The sequence below is a fragment of the Candidatus Eisenbacteria bacterium genome (assembly GCA_005893275.1).
In the GTDB taxonomy this organism is placed as follows: domain Bacteria; phylum Eisenbacteria; class RBG-16-71-46; order SZUA-252; family SZUA-252; genus WS-7.
Genome location: VBOW01000016.1, coordinates 79,991 through 98,196, shown reverse-complemented (window position 1 = coordinate 98,196; position 18,206 = coordinate 79,991). Strand labels below are relative to the sequence as shown.

15 protein-coding genes and 1 tRNA gene are annotated in these 18,206 nt (G+C 65.6%); 13 read left to right on the top strand and 3 right to left on the bottom strand.

Translation table 11 applies throughout. From position 1 onward, the window contains the following. The first annotated feature begins 262 nt into the window (after nt 1-262). The 13 genes from E6K76_02695 (at nt 263) to E6K76_02635 (ending at nt 15,486) form a co-directional block, all read left to right on the top strand. A complete protein-coding gene (locus tag E6K76_02695; GenBank protein ID TMQ60251.1) occupies nt 263-871 on the top strand; it encodes a sugar transferase in 609 nt (202 codons plus the stop codon). Between the two features lie 41 nt (nt 872-912). Beyond that, entirely contained in the window at nt 913-1,983 is a 1,071-nt protein-coding gene (locus tag E6K76_02690) for a mannose-1-phosphate guanylyltransferase (protein ID TMQ60250.1), read from the top strand. Beyond that, the gene (locus E6K76_02685; GenBank protein TMQ60249.1) at nt 1,970-2,647 is read left to right on the top strand and encodes an SPOR domain-containing protein; all 678 of its coding nucleotides are present in this window, start codon (nt 1,970-1,972) and stop codon (nt 2,645-2,647) included. The genes E6K76_02690 and E6K76_02685 overlap by 14 nt, the downstream gene beginning before the upstream one ends. Nucleotides 2,648-2,714: 67 nt before the next feature. Beyond that, complete coding sequence (gene galT / locus E6K76_02680) at nt 2,715-3,716, top strand: galactose-1-phosphate uridylyltransferase (protein ID TMQ60248.1); 1,002 nt, start codon at nt 2,715-2,717, stop codon at nt 3,714-3,716. Between the two features lie 25 nt (nt 3,717-3,741). Further along, nucleotides 3,742-5,289 (top strand): glycogen synthase, encoded by a 1,548-nt coding sequence (locus tag E6K76_02675; protein TMQ60247.1) that lies wholly within the window; start codon nt 3,742-3,744, stop codon nt 5,287-5,289. A gap of 67 nt (nt 5,290-5,356) precedes the next feature. Continuing rightward, nucleotides 5,357-5,433: transfer RNA gene (locus E6K76_02670), tRNA-Gly, on the top strand. 31 nt (nt 5,434-5,464) lie between these two features. Further along, complete coding sequence (locus tag E6K76_02665; protein ID TMQ60246.1) at nt 5,465-5,848, top strand: hypothetical protein; 384 nt, start codon at nt 5,465-5,467, stop codon at nt 5,846-5,848. 151 nt (nt 5,849-5,999) lie between these two features. Continuing rightward, entirely contained in the window at nt 6,000-8,240 is a 2,241-nt protein-coding gene (locus E6K76_02660; GenBank protein ID TMQ60245.1) for a hypothetical protein, read from the top strand. Then, nucleotides 8,000-10,483, top strand: a complete 2,484-nt coding sequence (locus E6K76_02655; GenBank protein ID TMQ60244.1) for a hypothetical protein — start codon at nt 8,000-8,002, stop codon at nt 10,481-10,483. Before E6K76_02660 ends, E6K76_02655 begins: the two co-directional genes overlap by 241 nt. Beyond that, nucleotides 10,480-11,289 (top strand): glycosyltransferase family 2 protein, encoded by an 810-nt coding sequence (locus E6K76_02650; protein ID TMQ60243.1) that lies wholly within the window; start codon nt 10,480-10,482, stop codon nt 11,287-11,289. The genes E6K76_02655 and E6K76_02650 overlap by 4 nt, the downstream gene beginning before the upstream one ends. A gap of 114 nt (nt 11,290-11,403) precedes the next feature. Continuing rightward, nucleotides 11,404-12,990, top strand: a complete 1,587-nt coding sequence (locus tag E6K76_02645; protein TMQ60242.1) for a hypothetical protein — start codon at nt 11,404-11,406, stop codon at nt 12,988-12,990. 48 nt (nt 12,991-13,038) lie between these two features. Further along, on the top strand, nt 13,039-14,727 hold the full coding sequence (locus E6K76_02640) for a tetratricopeptide repeat protein (protein ID TMQ60241.1): 1,689 nt from the start codon (nt 13,039-13,041) through the stop codon (nt 14,725-14,727). 267 nt (nt 14,728-14,994) lie between these two features. After that, nucleotides 14,995-15,486, top strand: a complete 492-nt coding sequence (locus E6K76_02635) for a DUF1579 domain-containing protein (GenBank protein TMQ60255.1) — start codon at nt 14,995-14,997, stop codon at nt 15,484-15,486. Between the two features lie 4 nt (nt 15,487-15,490). On the opposite strand, the gene E6K76_02630 is transcribed toward E6K76_02635, so the two are convergent. Genes E6K76_02630 through E6K76_02620 form a run of 3 tightly spaced genes read right to left on the bottom strand, consistent with a single transcriptional unit; the run spans nt 15,491 to nt 18,206 of the window. Next, a complete protein-coding gene (locus E6K76_02630) occupies nt 15,491-16,690 on the bottom strand; it encodes a glycosyltransferase (GenBank protein ID TMQ60254.1) in 1,200 nt (399 codons plus the stop codon). A 59-nt stretch (nt 16,691-16,749) separates the two neighbouring features. Next, a complete protein-coding gene (locus E6K76_02625; GenBank protein TMQ60240.1) occupies nt 16,750-17,508 on the bottom strand; it encodes a hypothetical protein in 759 nt (252 codons plus the stop codon). Then, nucleotides 17,505-18,206, bottom strand: a complete 702-nt coding sequence (locus tag E6K76_02620) for a hypothetical protein (GenBank protein TMQ60239.1) — start codon at nt 18,204-18,206, stop codon at nt 17,505-17,507. The genes E6K76_02625 and E6K76_02620 overlap by 4 nt, the downstream gene beginning before the upstream one ends.

The window sequence follows — 18,206 nt, the reverse complement described above, 5'->3', positions numbered from 1 at the left end:
TGGTTCGGTCGATTCTCGATCCGGCCTACATGGCGGCGGGGTACCACGACGTGAGGATCGACGGCCGTGGCCAGAGCGGTGAGAGGCTGGCTTCCGGGGTCTACTTCGTGCGTGGGGTGACACCGGATGGGATCTTCAAGAATACGATCACGATCTTGAAGTAATCCCGCAGAGAGCAGCACGCAGCAGGGCCGACGGGGCCGCGGTGGAAACGCCGCGGCCCCGAGCCTTTTCCTCGACATGTGTGTGATACATTGGCGCGATGTCGCTCTACACACGCTTCGGGAAGCGCGCTCTGGATCTCGCGTTGGGCTCGATCGCATGCATGCCCGCGCTGCCCGTGATCGCGCTCGCGGCCGTCGCGATCAAGCTCGAGTCGAGGGGGCCGGTGTTCCACCGCGCGGTCCGGGTCGGAAGAGGCGGGCGGAAATTCACCTTCCTGAAGCTGCGCTCGATGCAGGTGGGGGCCGAGGAGCTGCGGGGGCTCCTGCTTCACCTGAACCAGGCTCGGGGCCCCGCGTTCAAGCTCCACAACGATCCGCGCGTGACGCGGGTCGGCCGGTGGCTGCGCAAGCTTAGTCTCGATGAGCTACCCCAACTCCTCCATGTGCTCCAAGGGCACATGAGTCTCGTGGGCCCGAGACCCCCGTTTCCGGAGGAGGTGGAGCGCTATGAGCCGTGGATGCTCCGCCGCCTCGCCGTGCGCCCGGGGCTGACATGCCTCTGGCAGGTACGAGGCCGCAGCAATTTGAGCTTCGAGGAGTGGATGCGGCTCGACATCGAATATGTGGACCGGCTCTCCTTTTGGCTGGACCTCAAGATCCTGGTCCTCACGCTGCCGGCGGTGGTCTCCGCGCGGGGCGCCTATTGACGGTTGCCGCACCCGATCCCGTGTGGTACCGCTAGCAGCCCATGCGCCTACATGCGGTCATCCTGGCCGGAGGACGGGGCGAGCGGTTCTGGCCCCTCTCGCGCCGGTCGAGGCCCAAACAGTTCCTGCCGCTCCTGGACGACCGCCCGATGCTGGCGCACACGCTCGCGCGGATTCGGGGCCTCATGGATCCGGGCGACGTTTGGATCATCACCGCGAAGGATCTGAAACGCGAAGCTGAGTCGATCGCGCCGGGCGTGCCGAACGCCCAGGTGATCGGCGAGCCGGTCGGAAAAAACACGGCGCCCGCGATCGCGCTCGCGGCGTGGTGGATCAAGGAAGCGGGGAGCGACTCGGTCCTCGCGGTGCTCCCATCGGATCATCGGATCGAGCCTGCCGAGCGCTTCCGCGATGAGCTCGCGCGCGCCGGGAGAATCGCGCTGGAGCGTGGCGCGATCGTTCTGTTTGGAATCCCCCCGACGCGCCCCGAGACGGGATATGGCTACATCGAGTCAGGCGACCCCATCGAGCCGGGCTCTCCCTTTCACCGGGTGAAGGGGTTTCGCGAAAAGCCGGACCATCGGGCCGCGGCGCGCTACCTCTCCCAGGGGCGTTTTCTATGGAACGCGGGGATGTTCGTTTTTCCGCCCGGGGCCATGCTGGAGGAGATCCACGCGCACCAGCCGGATATCGCGGCTTTGCTCGCGGATATGCCCGGGCCCCCAAGGGGAGGAACCGAGGACGCACTCCGGCGGTTTTACGGCGCGGCGCCTTCGATCTCGATTGACTATGCGATCATGGAGCATTCGGGGAAAACCCTCGTGGCCCGGGCGGGATTCTCGTGGGATGACCTGGGATCCTGGGACGCGATCGCCCCGCCCGAATCGCGCGATTCCCTCGGAAACGCCACCCGCGGCTCGGCGCTTCTACACGACTGCAAGAACGTCATCGCGTTCGCCCAGGGGGGCCTGGTTGCGGGCCTCGGGGTCGAAGACCTGGTGATCGTGCGAACGCCCGACGTGACGCTTGTTTGCCGGAGCGGGCGGGCGCAGGAGGTCCGTGCCATCGTCGAACAGCTGAAGGCGCGAAAGGATCTCGATGGCTATCTCTAGCGTGCCCCGTAAGCGTCCGCGGCCGCGCGCCGCGCTCCTCCTGCCGGCCGCCTTGGCGTTCGCCTTTGCGGCCGCGGCTGGCTGCGCGAGGCTCGCCCCGAGGCCTCCGGAGCCTCCCGCCCCGCGCAGGACGGTGACGGCGGCAGGGGTGGGGGCGCAGGCCCCCTCGGCCGGATCGACCGTCTCGGGGCCACCGACCGGCTCCGAAGTCCCAACGCCGTATCCGGCTGAGCAATCCCCCGGCCGCGACCCGAGCGAGGAGATCACTCCGGAGGAGCTGGCGGCCATTTCCGAGCCGGTTTCCCCCCCGGGAGGGGTCTCGCCCCGGGTCAAGGCGAAAACCCCGGCTGCGGGGTCGGGGAGGGGCTCCCAAGCGGGCTCTGCGCGGGCCGAAGCGGTGCGGCCAGGGTCGTCGTTTCTCTGGCGGGTGCAGGTCTTCGTGACTCAGGATCGTGCCCTGGCGGACCGAAAGGCGAGGGAGGCGGTTGAGCGACTCCAAGCGAGGGCGCATGTGGCCCACGAGGCGCCTTACTACAAGGTACGATTGGGGGACTACGCTTCGGAAGAGGAGGCCCAGCCGCTCCGCCTAAAGGCGCTTTTTTCGGGTTACCCAGGGGCGTTCAGGGTGCGCTGCTATTCGGACACAACTTATCAAACGGATTGAAGTTACGGTTTCATCAAGGCCGGCCCCGGATTGACCCGGGCAGGAATTCCCCATAAAATGGAGAGCTATGCCTGAGCTACGTAAAGACCCGGTCGTCGGCCGATGGGTCATCATCTCGACGGAGCGTGGCCGACGTCCCTCTGATTTTAACGGCTCCGTCCCGCCCCCGCCGAACGCCAAAGCCTGCCCCTTCTGCGTCGGGAACGAGGACAAGACCCCGGCCGAGATCCTGGCCTACCGCGAGCCGGGGACCCCGCCCAACACGCCGGGATGGACCACGCGCGTCGTGCCGAACAAATTCCCGGCGCTGCAGATCGAGGGGGGTCTCGATCGTCGCGGGGAAGGGCTCTACGACAAAATGAACGGCATCGGCGCACACGAGGTCATCATCGAGACGACCGACCACACCAAAGAGCTGAGCGAGCTGAGCGAGGCGCAGATCGAGAACGTCCTCTGGGCGTTCCGCGACCGCGTCGTCGATCTCAAGAACGACAACCGATTTCGATACATCCTCATCTTCAAGAATCACGGCGAGGCCGCCGGAGCCTCCCTGGAGCACAGCCACACGCAGCTCATCGCCACGCCGATCATTCCCAAGGTCGTGACGGAGGAGCTGGACGGGAGCCTCCAGCATTACAGGCTCAAGGAGAGGTGCGTCTTCTGCGACATGATCGAGCAGGAGCTTCGCGAGGGAAAGCGCATCGTCTCGAAAAACGAGCACTTCGTATCCTTCGAACCGTTCGCGCCACGCTTTCCGTTCGAGACCTGGGTCCTCCCTCGAAGCCACGTGTCCGCGTTCGAGGATTCCCAGAAGAGCGAGTTCGCGTCGCTCGCTCAGTCGCTCAAGGACACGCTTGGCCGGATCAACAAGGCGCTCAACCGACCGCACTACAACTTCATCGTCCACAGCGCCCCCTGTCGCGACCCGCGGCTCGATCATTATCACTGGCATATCGAAATCATGCCCAAGCTGACGAAAGTCGCCGGCTTCGAGTGGGGAACGGGCTTTTACATCAACCCAACGTCGCCCGAAGAGGCGGCCCAGTACCTCCGCGACATCGAGCTCTGATCCCGCGTTCCCACCGGAGAACCGCATGACCCAGCGTTTTCGCGTCGCGCTCCTCAGTGCCGAATCGGTTCCTTTCGCCAAGGTGGGGGGGCTCGCCGACGTCGTCGGCGCGCTGTCGAAATCGATCGCCGATCTCGGATGTGCGGTCGCGGTCTTCCTGCCGCGCTACGCCGGGCTGACGCTCCCCGAGGGGTCCTCGCTCGAGCTGGCCGCCGAGATCGAGGTCCCGGTGCGCGGGGAGGACACCCCCGCGCTCATCTACACGCTCCGGAGCGCGGAGCTACCACCGCACCTCTCCTATTATTTCATCGCCAACGACCGCTATTTCGGCCGTCCCGGGATCTACAACGATCCCGCGACCGGTGAGGCCTATCCCGACAACGCAGAGCGGTTCGCGTTCTATTCGCGCTCGTGTTTGGAGGCCATGCGCGCGCTCGCGTTCACCCCGGAGGTGATCCACGCGAACGATCACCAGACCGCCCTCGTCCCGGCCTTTTTGAAAACAACCTACGCCGAGGATCCCTTTTTCCAGATGACCGCGACGATCCTCTCCATCCACAACATGGGTTATCAAGGCGTCTACGATCCGGATTCCATAGCGATCGCGGGCTTCCCGCCCGAGTATTTCTATCCGCTCTCGCCGTTTGAGTTCTGGGGAAAGGTGAATTTTCTGAAGGCGGGGATCCATTTCGCGGACGTCATCACCACCGTGAGCGAACGTTACGCCGAGGAGATCCAATCGGGGGAGGAATTCGGGTTCGGGCTACAGGGCGTCCTGAATGCGCGTCACGAAGACTTGGTCGGCGTTCTGAATGGGATCGACGTTCGCATCTGGAATCCGCGAACCGATCGGGCGATCGCGGCTCGCTACGATGCGGAGAGCCTGGAGCTGAAGGGCGTCTGCAAGTCGGCGCTCCTCGATGAAATGGGGCTCCCATCCCAGCCGGACCAGCCTTTGTTCGGAATCATTTCGCGCTTGGCCGAGCAGAAGGGCTTCGATCTGATCGAGTCTGCGGCCCCGCAGCTGTTCTCGTTTCCCGCCAAGTGGGTCCTTCTCGGCAGCGGATCGAAACGCTACGAGGAGCTCTTCGCGGCACTGGAGAGGCGCTTCCCGGACCGGCTCCGATTCCGCAAAGGTTTTGACGATCCGCTGGCTCACCGGATCGAGGCGGGCAGTGATTTCTTTCTCATGCCCTCCCGCTACGAGCCGTGCGGTCTCAATCAGATGATGAGCATGCGGTACGGAACCGTGCCTGTCGTTCGCTGGACCGGGGGCCTCGCCGATACCGTCGAGCCGTATTCGCCGGGATCGGAAGGGGGCACGGGGATCGTCTTCGCGCCGTACACGCCCGAGGCGCTCGTGGGCGCGGTGGAGGCGGCGGTCCACCTTTACGGGGAGCCGCGCGCCCTCTTGCGCCTGCGGCGGAACGGCATGGCTCGCGATTTCTCTTGGGAAGCGTCGGCCCGGAAATATCTCCAGCTCTACCGGCAGGCGAACGCCTCCCGGCGGATGGGAACGGGATTTCACAAGTGGCTGGAGACGGTCCAGGAAACGGGGCCCGGGCGCGCCTAGGGTTGCTTGACGGGTCCCGGACCGGGGATTAAGATTCCCCGGTCCCATCGGACAATTTACCTCCAGAGCGGAAGTAGCTCAGCCCGGTAGAGCTCCACCTTGCCAAGGTGGCTGTCGCGGGTTCAAATCCCGTCTTCCGCTCCATTTTTTTTGCTGTTTTTGGGCCGGTTTACCTATGAAATATTGCCCTCTTCCCTCGCACGTGCTAGTTATTCCCCTCGGTGCCGACGGGTCCGGATCGGCGAGACGCTCACGAAAGGAGAGGTGCATGCCTGCCAAAAGCGCGAAGAAAAAGGTAGCGAAGAAGCGTCGTCCCAGCGCAGCGTTCATGAAGCCCATGCAGCCATCCGCCACCCTCTCCGAGGTGGTCGGATCGAAGGCGATCCCGAGGACCGAGGTGACGAAGAAGCTTTGGGCCTATATCAAGAGAAACAAGCTGCAGGACAAGAACAAGCGAACGATGATCAACGCAGACGAGAAGCTCCGCGCGGTTTTCGGCGGGAAACGCCAGGTGAGCATGTTCGAGATGACAAAGCTCGTCTCGAAGCATCTCAAGTAGACTCGATACACTTCGAAGTTCCTCCATCGGGACACCCCGTCGCCACCTCGCGATGGGGTGTCTCGCTCTCGGATCGCATGGGTACCCTCAAGGGAGTCGAAGCCCCCATCGCCACCATGCCCCCCGCCAGGACGGCCGCAAGGCCCTCTCGATGAAGCGAGGGTCCTCAGGAGTCCATTTCGAGGAGACCCTTCTTCTCGGCTTGCTCGCGCTCGTTCCAGTCGTTTTCTCGCGGCTGACGGCCGAGTGCTTCGAGATTCCCCAGACCGCGCTTCTCACCACCGGGATTCTGTGGCTCGCCTGGCGTGTTCTCGCGCGCGAGCTGGACGCGCTTCGAGCATCAGACCTCGGGGTCCGACTGGGCTCTCTGGGCCGGCGAGCCGGTTCGGCGCTCCGACAGGACCCGCTCGGCGCCTCGATCATCCTCTTCCTCCTCTCGGCGGCTGCCTCCACGCTGACTTCCTCCAATCCGGCCAAGAGCCTCCACGGCGCGCCGGATAGCACCGCCGGGCTGGTCGTCGCGTGCTCCACCGCGATCGTTTACTTCGTGTCGCGTTCCGTCTCCCGCGGACGCGCCGCCCTGTTGGTGCGCTACGCCCGGGCCGCGGGCTTTGCGAGCAGCATCGCCTCGTGTTACGCGCTCATCCAGCTGGCCGGCCTCGACCCGTTGTCCTGGGGCCGTACCGCGACTTTCGGCGGCGACGTGCGCATCTTCGGCACGCTCGGGCATCCCAACATGCTCGGCGCGTATCTGGGCATGACGGTCCCTCTCGTGTTGTGGCTGGCCATCCGCGCCCGAAGCGGAGCGGAGCGGGCGCTGTGGGCGTTTGTCGGGACGATTTCCGTCGTGGTCATCGCGGCCACGCTATCCCGGGGGGCGTGGCTCGGCCTCGGGGCGGGGATGATCGCGTGGGGGCTCTTGCGTCTCCGTGGGAGAAACGGCGGCTCCGCCGCCGGCGCCCGCGCAACGCGCGGAATGGCAAGGATCCCCGCCGCGGTCCTGGCGTCGCTCCTCGTGCTGGCCGCGGCCGCGTTTTTCATGGCGCGCTCCCCCATGGGTGCGAATCTGGCGACGCGGGTTCGCCAGATCACGAGCCTCAATGCGCCCACCACCCAGTCGCGGATTCACATCTGGCGCGCCGGGCTCCGCATGGCCCACGACCACCCGGTGCTCGGCGTGGGGCTCGACTCGTTCGGGACCGTATTCCCGAGATACCGCACCGCGGCGTACTGGCGGATCGAGTGGGGCAGCACCCCCAACAAGGCTCACAACGAGGCGATCCAGATCCTCGCCACCCAGGGGGTCGCCGGCGGCATCGCGGCCTTGCTGGTCCTGCTCTTCGCCGCGCGGGCGATATGGCGTGCCGCGGGTCGAAGCGACCCCGCAGGGCGCGCCGGGGCGGCCGCGGCCGGGGGAGCCCTGGTGGGATTCGCGGTGCAGGATTTGGCGAGCTTCACCGTCGTCGCGCTGGGGAGCCTCGCGGCGGCCCTCGCAGGGTGGCTTTCCGTCGGCGGCTCGGAGCCGGTTCCGGAACGAGGCGAGGCGGGATCGCGCCCTCGCCGGGGCGGCACGGCCGGCTGGGCGATTCTGGCCGCGGGCGTCCCCATTGCGATTCTGTTCGCGAACGTGGTCGTCGCCCCGATACGAGCCCAGGTGTATGAGAAGGCGGCGTCTCGGGCGCCCCAGGGCAGCCCGGACCGGGCCCGGTCGCTCGAGCGCGCCGCCGCGCTCGCTCGGTGGGACTCTCGGTACGAGAACTCCTTTGGGTCTTCGCTCCTGGAACAGGCCCTCCGTGAAGCTTCCGCGGCGGCGCGGCGCGAGGACTTGCGGCGCGCCCGGTCCGCAGAAGAACGGGCGATTCGGATCGAGCCCGAGAACGGCTACTATTACGCCGGATTGGGAAGGGTCCAGACCGCCCAGGCGAAACTTGGACCTCCCGAAGCTTCGGTCCAGGACGTCCGCGCGGCTTTTGCCGAAGCGATGGCGCGCGACACCGTGAACGCACAAATCATGGATCAGGCAAGCAACGCGCTCCTCGAGCTGGGGGAACGGGTCGAGGCACGATCGATCGCGCTCCATTCGGCCGCGCTCTACCCCGAGCTGGCGCAGCCTTTGGCGTTCCTCGGATACATGGGGCTGCTCGAAGGCCGATGGCAGCCCGCGGCCGACACGCTGGGGATCGCCTTGAGGCGCGAATGGTGGGGCGAGAAGACCGCGCGGGCGGCGGCGTGGAGCAATTTGTCCGCTGGATACCTGGCGTTGGGGCGCAACGAGGATGCGCGCCGCGCGGCGGAAGAGGCGCTCGAGCTCGACGCCTTGAACCGCGACGCAGAGGAAAACCGGAAGCTCGCGATTGCGCGAATCGGCGCAGGCTCGGTCCAGCACCCATGAAGCCAAGGGTCTCCCGAATTTCCTTCGAGGAGATCGTGCTTGTGGGTCTGCTCGCGCTCTCCCCGGTGGTCTTCTCGCGGAGGACGGCGGAAGTGTTCGAGGTTCCCAAAGCGGCGGTTCTCCTGACGGCGGCGCTGATCCTCCTCTGGCGAGGCCTCGCATCGCAGCTCGAGACCATTCGACGCCTGACCCCGGTCGCCTGGCTTCGAACCATGCCGTCGCGGGTCGTGTCCATGGCCCGCGGTGATCCGCTCGGCGCCTCGGTCGGGATCTTCCTGGCGTCCGCTGTGGCCTCCACCTTCGCCTCCCCGAACCCGGTTCAAAGCTTCTACGGAGCGCCGGACAGTTTCGCCGGGCTCAGCGTCGGGGTCGCGACCGCCATCGTCTACTTCGCCTCCCGCGCGGCTTCCGCGGGACGGCCCGATTCCCTGGTGCGGTTCGCGACGGCGGCGGGGCTCGCCGGCGCTGTCGCCGCGACCTATGGGCTCCTTCAGATCGCCGGGCTCGATCCGATGGCATGGAGTAGGACGGCTACGTTCGGTCGAGAAATGCGGATCTTCGCGACCCTCGGCCACCCCAACCATCTCGGGGCGTATCTGAGCATGACGATCCCCCTGATGATCTGGCTCGCCGCACGGGCGCGAGGTGGTTTGCGGAGGTGGGCCTGGATCCTCGTGGCGATGTCCTCCGTGATCGTGCTCGCGGCGACGCTCTCCCGTGGTGCGTGGATCGGGATCGCCGCGGCGGGAACCGCTTGGATTTTCCTCCACCTGCTGAGCCGGCGTCGGAGCCAAAGCCCCCCCAGGGGACGCCACCCTTCGCGCTCCGTTCGGATCGCCGCCCTAGCTGCCGTCGCGCTTCTCGTCTTCGGTGCTTCCGCGGTCCTTCTCCGACACTCTCCGATCGGAACGAATTTGCTGACGCGGGTGCGTCAAATCGCGAGCCTCCGCGCCCCGACCACCCAGTCACGAATCCTCATCTGGCAGGCGGGAATGCGCATGGCCCGGGATCACCCGGTCCGGGGCGTCGGTCTGGATGCTTTCGGCATCGCCTTCCCCCGATATCGGCCCTTGGAATACTGGAAGGTGGAGTGGGGATTCACGCCGACCAAAGCCCACAATGAGGCCATCCAGATTCTCGCCACCCAGGGTGTCCCAGGCGCCGTCGCAGGGCTCCTTGTCGTTCTTTGTGCCGGCTACGTCGTTTGGCGGTGCGTGCGTCGCGGGGAAGCCTCCGTGCGAGCCGCCGCTATTCCAGCGGGTGCGTCGCTGGTCGCATTCCTCATCCAGGACCTCACCAGCTTCACGGTCGCCGCTTTGGGCGCCCTCGCGGCGGCGCTCGCCGGGTGGCTGTCGGCTGCGAGTCCGCGGCTGCAGCCGGCGTTGGCCGAACCGCGGGTCCTCAAATCTGGTAGGAAGCCCTGGGCTCTTGGTATCGCCGGAATCCCCGTCCTGGTTCTATTCGCACAGGTCGTGATCGTCCCGATCCGTGCGCAAATCGCCGAGGCCGTCGCGTTGCATACACGCTCGGAGGGTGCCGCGCATTTCCAGGCGCTGCGGCGCGCGGCGTCCCTTGCCCCTTGGAATTCCACATACCAAAATTCCCTGGGCTTATCGCTCTTGACGCAGGCACTCGCCGAGCGGAATCAGACATTTCGGCGCGGCCTCTTGCGCGATGCCCGTGCCGCGGGGGAGCGGGCCATACAAATGGAACCTGAGAACGGCTACTACCGTTCCAACCTCGGGCAAATCGAGGCGGGCCAGGCAGCGTTGACGCCTCCGGACGCGTCCACCCAGGACGTTCGAGCTGCGTTCGCCCAGGCCGTGGCGCGGGACAGCGTCAATGCGGAGATTCTGGACCAGGCGGGTCAGACGCTCATCCAGCTGGGCTCGGTGGGCGAGGGCCGCGGCTTGATCCTCCGTTCCGCGCGTCTCTATCCAGGGCTTGCCCAACCCCTTGCCATCCTCGGCTCGCTCGCGCTGGCTCAGAATCGGTGGTCGGATGCGGCGGACACGCTGACCCTCGCGATTCGCGGCTTGTGGTGGGGTGACGACGCCGCACGGGCGGTCACGGCCACCAATCTCTCCGTGGCCAGCCTCGCGCTCGGCCGGAACGAGGAGGCGCGCCGCGCAGCGGAGATGGCGCTCGAAATCGAACCCGCGAACCGGGATGCCCAAGAGAATCTCAGGCTGGCGCTCGCCCGACTCCGCGATGGCGCCGGGTCGGCACGGGGGACGCCATGATCCACGGGAAACGGGTCGTCGTGGTGCTCCCGGCGTACAACGCGTCCAAGACCCTGCAACGTACGCACGAGGAGCTGCCGCACGAGATCGTGGATCGCGTGATTCTCGTTGACGACGCGAGCCAGGATGAAACCTCCGACCTCGCGCGCCGGCTGGGCATCACGACCTTCGTCCATTCCCAAAATCTTGGATACGGCGGGAATCAGAAGACCTGCTACCGGGAAGCGCTCCGAGCCGGGGCCGACGTGGTGATCATGGTCCACCCCGATTATCAGTACACTCCCGCCCTGGTCACCGCGATGGCGTCCATGGTGGGGAAGGGGATCTACGATGCGGTGCTCGGATCACGCATGCTGGGGAAGAGCGCCCTCAAGGGGGGGATGCCTCGGTACAAGTACGTCGCGAACCGGATTCTCACGCTGATCGAGAACGTGGCCCTCCAGCGAAAGCTCTCCGAGTACCACACAGGATATCGGGCCTTCAGCCGGCAGGTCCTGGAGACATTGCCCCTCGAGGAAAATTCGGACGACTTCGTCTTCGATAACGAGATGCTGGCTCAGATCGTCGCCTTCGGCTACAGCATCGGGGAGGTCAGCTGCCCGACGCGTTACTTCGGAGAGGCTTCCAGCATCTCCTTCACGCGATCCGTTCACTACGGCTTGGGCGTGCTCGGCGTTTGCGTCAAATTCCGCCTTCACATGTGGGGGCTCCGCCGGTCTCCGCTCTTCGATCGTGAGGGCCGCAAGCTCGGTGTGGATCTCCCGACCGTGGCGAGCCCCGCGGCCCCCCCGCGCGCGGACGGCTGATCGGGCCGGCGCGCTCGAGACGGCTTGAAAACCGCGACCTCCCGTACGCAGCGACGAACGCAACGCCGCAGGGAGAGCTCTCCCCCCCGGGCTTCTCTCGTCGTTCCCCGCCCCTTGATTCTCCTCCTCCTGGCGCTTGTTCTGGTATTCGCGGCCCTGATCCGCATCCGGATGCTGGGTTATCCCCTCGAGCGTGACGAAGGGGAGTATGCATACGCGGGGCAACTGATCTTGCAAGGCGTTCCTCCGTATCAATTGGCGTACAACATGAAGCTCCCCGGAATCTACGCGGCCTACGCCCTCATTCTGGCGGTGTTCGGCCAGTCCCCAGGCGGAATTCATTGGGGACTTCTCCTTGTGAACGCGGGAGCCATCGTGCTCGTGTTCGCGTTGGCCCGGCGGCTGTTCGGACCTGTCGCCGGCATCGCGGCCGCGGCGACGTATGCCCTCCTTTCGGCGAGTCAGTCGGTCCTGGGCACCGCCGCTCACGCCACCCACTTCGTCGTGCTTCCGGCCCTGGCCGGCCTGCTGCTCCTCCTCCAGGCGGACGAGACGCGGGCCCTCTGGGCGTATTTCTGGAGCGGCGTCCTTCTTGGCGTCGCGTTCTTGATGAAACAGCACGGAGCCGTATTCGTGTTGTTCGGCTTCGCCTTCTTGTTCTCCAGACTCCTTCGCCGGGGCCCCGAGCCCTCGACCGGCCACCTCGCGCGAACCTTCCTCTTTTGCGCCGGCGTGATTCTGCCTGTAGGGGTCACGTGCATTCTTCTCCTCCGAGCGGGTGTGTTCGACAAATTCTGGTTCTGGACCTTTTCCTACGCTCGGCAATATGCCGCCGAGGCTTCCCCTGCCGACGGGTGGAGGAATCTCGGCTTCGAGCTTCCGCACGTCCTCGCTTATTCCAAGCCGCTATGGGCGCTCGCGGGAGTCGGACTGCTCGCGGCGTGGTCGAGGAAAGAGCAGCGGGCAAGAGCGCTTTATGTCACGGGCTTTCTCGTCGCCTCGGTCCTCGGCGTCTGCCCGGGGCTCTACTTTCGGGGGCATTACTTCATTCTTCTCCTGCCGGCAATCGCGATCCTGGCCGGAGCTCCGGTAGGGTTGGCCATGAGGTTTCTGATCGAGAAGAGATCCCCTGCCGCGCTCTGCTACGTCCTGCCTGCGCTCCTCTTCGCGATACCTTGGGGACGGTGTCTCGCCCGCCAAGCGGAGGTCTTCTTCGAGCTCGCGCCCGCTCAGGTTTGCAAGCTCACCTATGGCGCCAATCCCTTTGTCGAGGCGCCGGCGATCGCGCGCTACATTGCAGCGCACTCAGGCTCGGACGAACGGGTGGCCATCCTGGGATCGGAGCCCGAGATCTACTTCTATTCGCGCCGCCGCTCCGCTTCGGGCCACATCTACATGTATGGGCTCATGGAGAAGCAGCCGTATGCGAAGCGAATGCAGCAGGAGATGATCCGCGAGATCGAGGCGGCGCGCCCTACGTTCCTCCTGGTCGTCGCCATTCCCACCTCCTGGCTCGCGCGTGAGGAGTCCGAAAAACTTCTATTCCACTGGTACCCGCGCTACCTGGCGGAGCATTATCGCCTCACCGGGCTCATCGATATCCCGCAGTCGGGCGAGGCCGTCTATCGCTGGGACGACGAAGCCGCCACCTATTCGCCTCGATCCCCGTACGTGGTCTACGTCCATCGAAGAAAGGCCTAGAAGACCGGTGCCGCGGACCCCGCGGCTGCCCGAGAGAGGCGGCACGCGATGAACCCGAGCGGACGGCGTCATTCCCGTCGGGTCCCCGACCTTGAAGCGGCTCCGCCCTCGAAACAGAGGACGGACCCCGAGCCTCCGAAAGCCGGGACCATCCTGGTCACCGCCGCGGTTTTTGCGACCGCTGTCCTGGTCTACTGGCCGACCCGCTTGCACGAATTTCTGAACTGGGACGACCCGATCTACGTCGTCAAGAATCCCTGGATTCGGGAGCTGTCCTGGCAAAACATCTCCTTCATCTTTTCCCATTCCTACTTCGCAAACTACCTGCCTGTCCATCTGCTTTCGTACCTCCTCGACCATTGCATTTGGGGCCTGAGCTCCTTCGGGTTCCATCTGGATTCGGTGCTCCTGCACGGAATCAACGCCGCGCTCTGCCTCGCCGTGGTGCGCCGAATCACGGGGAGCTTCCCGGTCGCGGCGATTTCGGCCCTTCTCTTCGCCGTCCACCCCTCGCACGTGGAATCGGTGGCTTGGGTCTCGAGTCGCAAGGATTTACTCTCCATGGCCTTTCTGCTCCTTTCGGTCGATGCGTACTTGCGCGCGGGAAGAGGCAAGGCTCCGCGATGGGTTCCATACGCCGCATCGGTTGCTTGGTTCACGCTGGGGCTCCTTTCCAAGGTCGCGATCGTCGTGCTGCCGGCATTCCTGCTCCTTCTCGACCGCTATCCCGACCCCCGCGCGCCTCGCGCGGCGCCGCTCCCCTGGGGCCGCGCCCTCGCGAGCAAGGTGCCCTTCGCGCTCGTGGGTGCGGTCTTGATGGCGGTGAACTCCCGCGTACAGGTCAAGGCCCAGGCTGCCTACGCGCATCATCCGCTTAGCTATCTCATGGTCAAGGGGCACGCGGTCTGGAACTACATCGCCCTGACAGCAGGTCTTCGAGCCGGAAATCCCGATTATGATTTGCCCAGGATGGGTCGTGGGTTTTTGGAGATCGCCTGGAACGTCGGGGGGCTCGTCGTGTTGCCGGCTCTGGCATGCCTCTTCTTCCGGTGGAGGCGCCGGACCGAGTTCCTCGGGGTCGCGTGGTTTTTTATCACGCTCCTTCCCGCGCTCCTCTTTCCGCTCGTGACGTACATGGCGGATCGATACCTCTACGCCCCCTCGCTGGGCTTTTGCTGGGTCGTCGCTGCCGCCGCCGTGGAGTGGAGCGGGATCCGCCATGGGCGGATGGCGTGGGTCCGGTTCGGGGCGGCGGTCGCGGTCCTCCTGATTCTGGTCGCAGGGTACACCATCCAAACATGGCGTTATTCCGGCGTGTGGAAGAACTCCGAGTCGCTCTGGACCTACGCGATCACGAAGAGCGGCGACTATCGAGTGTTCAATAACCTGGCCGACGTGAGGATGAGTCAGAAGCGATGGGAGGAGGCCGAAAGGTTGCTGAAGATCGGAGCCCAGTACGAGAACGTGACCTCCTACCAGAGTCTGGGGGTTCTCTATTACGACCGTCAACGGTTCGATGAAGCGTTGAGAGCGACCGACCGCGCCCTCGAAATCCTGTCGAAGAAAGGCCGCGACCCGGCCGTGTCGGCGGAGCTTCATTTCAATCGGGGGGCGATCCTCTGGTCGCAGGGAGACACCGCCCGCGCGGTCGCCGAGTGGGAGGCAGCGCTCCGAGAGAATCCGGCGCACGCGCAGGCGAGGGAGTGGCTCGCGGTCGCGAGACGACCGGCGCGCTAGATCCGCGGTCCCCGGACGGCACCCTTTCTCGCCGCGATCCGGTTGTGCTAGGCTCCAGCCCCTCGAAACGCGGCAGACGAACCGACGTCCATTTCCACGGGGGGGATCGAAATCATGAAACGACGCTTCACAGTGGTCGCGCTATCGGCCGTGCTCCTGCTGGGCTTGGGCTCCGGATCGGCATCGTTCGCGCTGGAGAAGGACGCCAAGGCCAAAGACGCTCCCAAGGCCAAGGACACATCCAAGACAGATTCGACCCATGACCAGATGATGGCCGAGATGCAGAAGTACGCCACGCCCGGCCCGATGCATGATCTTCTCAAGCCGATGGTGGGCACCTGGAAAGCCGTCACCAAGGCATGGATGTCTCCCGGGGATCCGACGGTGAATGCGGGGACGTGCGAGAACACGTGGATCCTCGGCGGACGGTTCTTGCAAACGACCTACAAGGGTGAATTCGGGGGGATGCCGTTCGAGGGGTTCGGTATCATGGGCTACGACAATCAGAAGAAGGAATTCGTCAGCACCTGGGCCGACAACATGGGAACCGGGATCGCGTTCAGCAACGGGACGGCCGACGCGTCCGGAAAGGTGCTGACGCTGAGCTCGACGATGACCGATCCGATGACCGGAAAGCCCGTGAATTACAAGATGGTCACGAAGGTCACGGACGAGAACCAGCACGCGATGTCGATGATCACCATGAAGGACGGCAAAGAGCACACGGACTTTGAGATCAGCTACACGCGGGTGAAGTGATCGGTCACAGCAGGGATGTGAACACCGCCAGGTAGTCGCGCACCTCCCGCGTGTGGAGGAAATTGTCGCGGACGTGCGCATGCCCCTCGGCGCCGAGCTCGTGTCGCAGGTCCGAATTGTCGAGAAGGCGGATCGTCTGGAGCGCGGCCCCTTCGATCGAGCGCGCGAGCAGCCCCGTGCGCTCATGCAGCACTTGCAGCGGGATGCCGCCGACCGCGCTCGCCACGACGGCGCGCCGCTTCCAGAGCGCTTCGGAGACCGTGAGCGCGAAGCCTTCCCGGAGCGATTTCTGCATCACGACGGTCGAGGCCCGCTGAAGCGCGTTGACCTCGACGTCCGACCCGGGCGGGAGCTCCAGCACGGTCACGTCCTTGGCCTTCTCCGCCCGCTCCCGCACTTCCGCGAGCACCTGGACGCCTTCCGGATCGTCGCTTGCGCCTCCCCCAGCGAGGAGGAGCCGGGCGCGCCGCCTCGCGCGGACCATCCGAAACGCCTCGATCACCCCGATCGGATCCTTGATGCGGTCGAACCGGGATATCTGGGTGACCCAGGGACCTCGCCGGGGCAGATCGAGGCGCTCCATGATGGACGAGACTTCCTCCTGCTCCATCTCGCGGTTTTTCGCGGAGAACGGATCGATGGACGGCGGCACGAGGTAGGTGGGGATCGGGAGCGGGGGGACAAACTCGATGGCGGAGAAAATCGACGCGTCGTACTGGCATACGGAAGGCCGCAGGAATTCCCAGTGGTCTGGATCGCGCGAGGATAGATCGATGTGGCACCGCCAGACCCAGCGCTGGCCGGGAGCGCGACGGAGCGATACGAGCCCCGCGGGCTGTGGGTCGTGAATCAGAATGAGGTCCCCGTCGAGCTCGAGCCGCCGCGCCTCATGGCGCGTCCGCTCCTCATAGATCTCGCGATCCTCCGCGGTGAGCGTCTCGGAGTGCCCGTGCAGCGCGTTGTGGATTTTCTTCGTCACGCCGAAGAAGAGGTCGTCCCCCTCCATCACCTCCCATGTGGTGGGGACGCCCAGCTCGTTCAGGATGACCACCAGGCGGTGCAGGATTTCCGCAACGCCGCCCCCCGTCTTGGTTGTATTCACCATGACGATACGATGCCCTTGGAGCCGACGCGCGATGGCTTCGAGCGCCCGGAGCGTGTCCGAACCAACGACCCGCTCGTAGCGATGGAGCCACCCGCTCATCGTGGGAAGGGTGGAATCGGGTTCGGGGAGGGCCGGCTCCACGCTCGGGACGGTTTCGTTCATCGCTTAGAATCCTGGGGAGTCTTGCGGAGGCGTCCCGCGAACCGCGCCACGACGGCGCGAGCCTCCTGAAGCCGCACCGATTCCGGCTCCTCGGTTCGCTGCACGAGGCGCGCCGGGATGAGCGCCCGGCGCCAGCGTGTGCCGATCTCGCGGTGCAGGCGTAAGAGCGGCATGCCTCCCATCGTCAGCGATTCGGCGACCGACGCCAGCCGGTGCCCGCCGCGGAGCTCGAGCCAAAGCGCCAGATCGTCCTCCCCGGGACCGAGCACCCTCGCTTCGATCAAGTGATAGAAGGCCGCGTAGCTGTCCACTCGCCCCCAGAGCTCACAGACCTGTTCCGGCTCCTCCGCCTCCAAGCCGAGCGGAGCCTTCACGCTGCGCGCGGTCACGAAATGGAAGGCGGCGGCCTGCGTGGCCCCGGCGTCCGTCCGTTTCCGGCTCGCGACGTCGTCGAGGATACGGAGCAGGGAGGCGCGCAGCTCTTCCATCGGAACGAGCGGTTGCGTTCCGGCGAAGGCGAGGCGCTCCGCGGTCTCCGGGTCTTGCAACGCCACCCCGGTCCACCGCGCGAAGTCATTGGGCGGGAGATCGCGCGCGCGCGGGTGGCGCACGACCATCCGGGTGATGTGGTGGAAGAGCGACTCGGGCGGAACTGCGGCGATCCCCTCCCGGAGGGTCGCGAGATCGGTCGCGACGGGACCGGCGGGATATTCGAGGTGCGCGACCGTTGAGAATCGGAAGCTGGTTTCCGTCATGGGCGATGTGTGGGAGCCTCGCTCTCGGTGGCGCGCAGGTACTCGACCACGAGATCGCGCGCCAAATCGCGGCATCCGAGGCCGAAAGCGAGCGCCAAGGCGAGACCCGCCGCGCCGACCGCGGCGATCCCGACCGCCATGACGAGCTGCGCAGCGAGCCCGAGCTGTTCCAGGGCCAGGAGCACCATGAAGACGACCAGCAAGGTCACGATCGCCTGGGAACGCAGCCGCCCCAACCGCACGCCGGTCGAGGACAGGAGGGTTCCGATGATCCGCCCGGCACCGGCGGCGATCGGAATTCCCAGTAGGAGGACGAGCGCGGACGTCAATACGCGGGGCACCACGTCCTGGAGCCTGGCCGTGATCGAAGGCGCCAGATCCATGCCCATGATCCGGAGCGAGACCATGATGGAGGCCAGGATGATGGACCAGAAGGTGATGTAGCCCGCGAACCGGCTCGGGGGGAACTCAGGAGCCGGACCGCCTGCCTCCCTCAGCCGCGCATAGGACACGTCGATACCGACCCACGAGACGAGCACCTGAACCAGGCGGGAGAGAAGCGTCGCGAGGAGATAGCCCAGCAGGAACACGCCGGCCGAGATCAGAAACAGGATCGCCCCTTCCGAGACGCTCGTCAGGATCAACTGAAGCTGCGTCCCGAAATCGGGGGGAAGGATGGAGCTCATTTCAACTCGCAC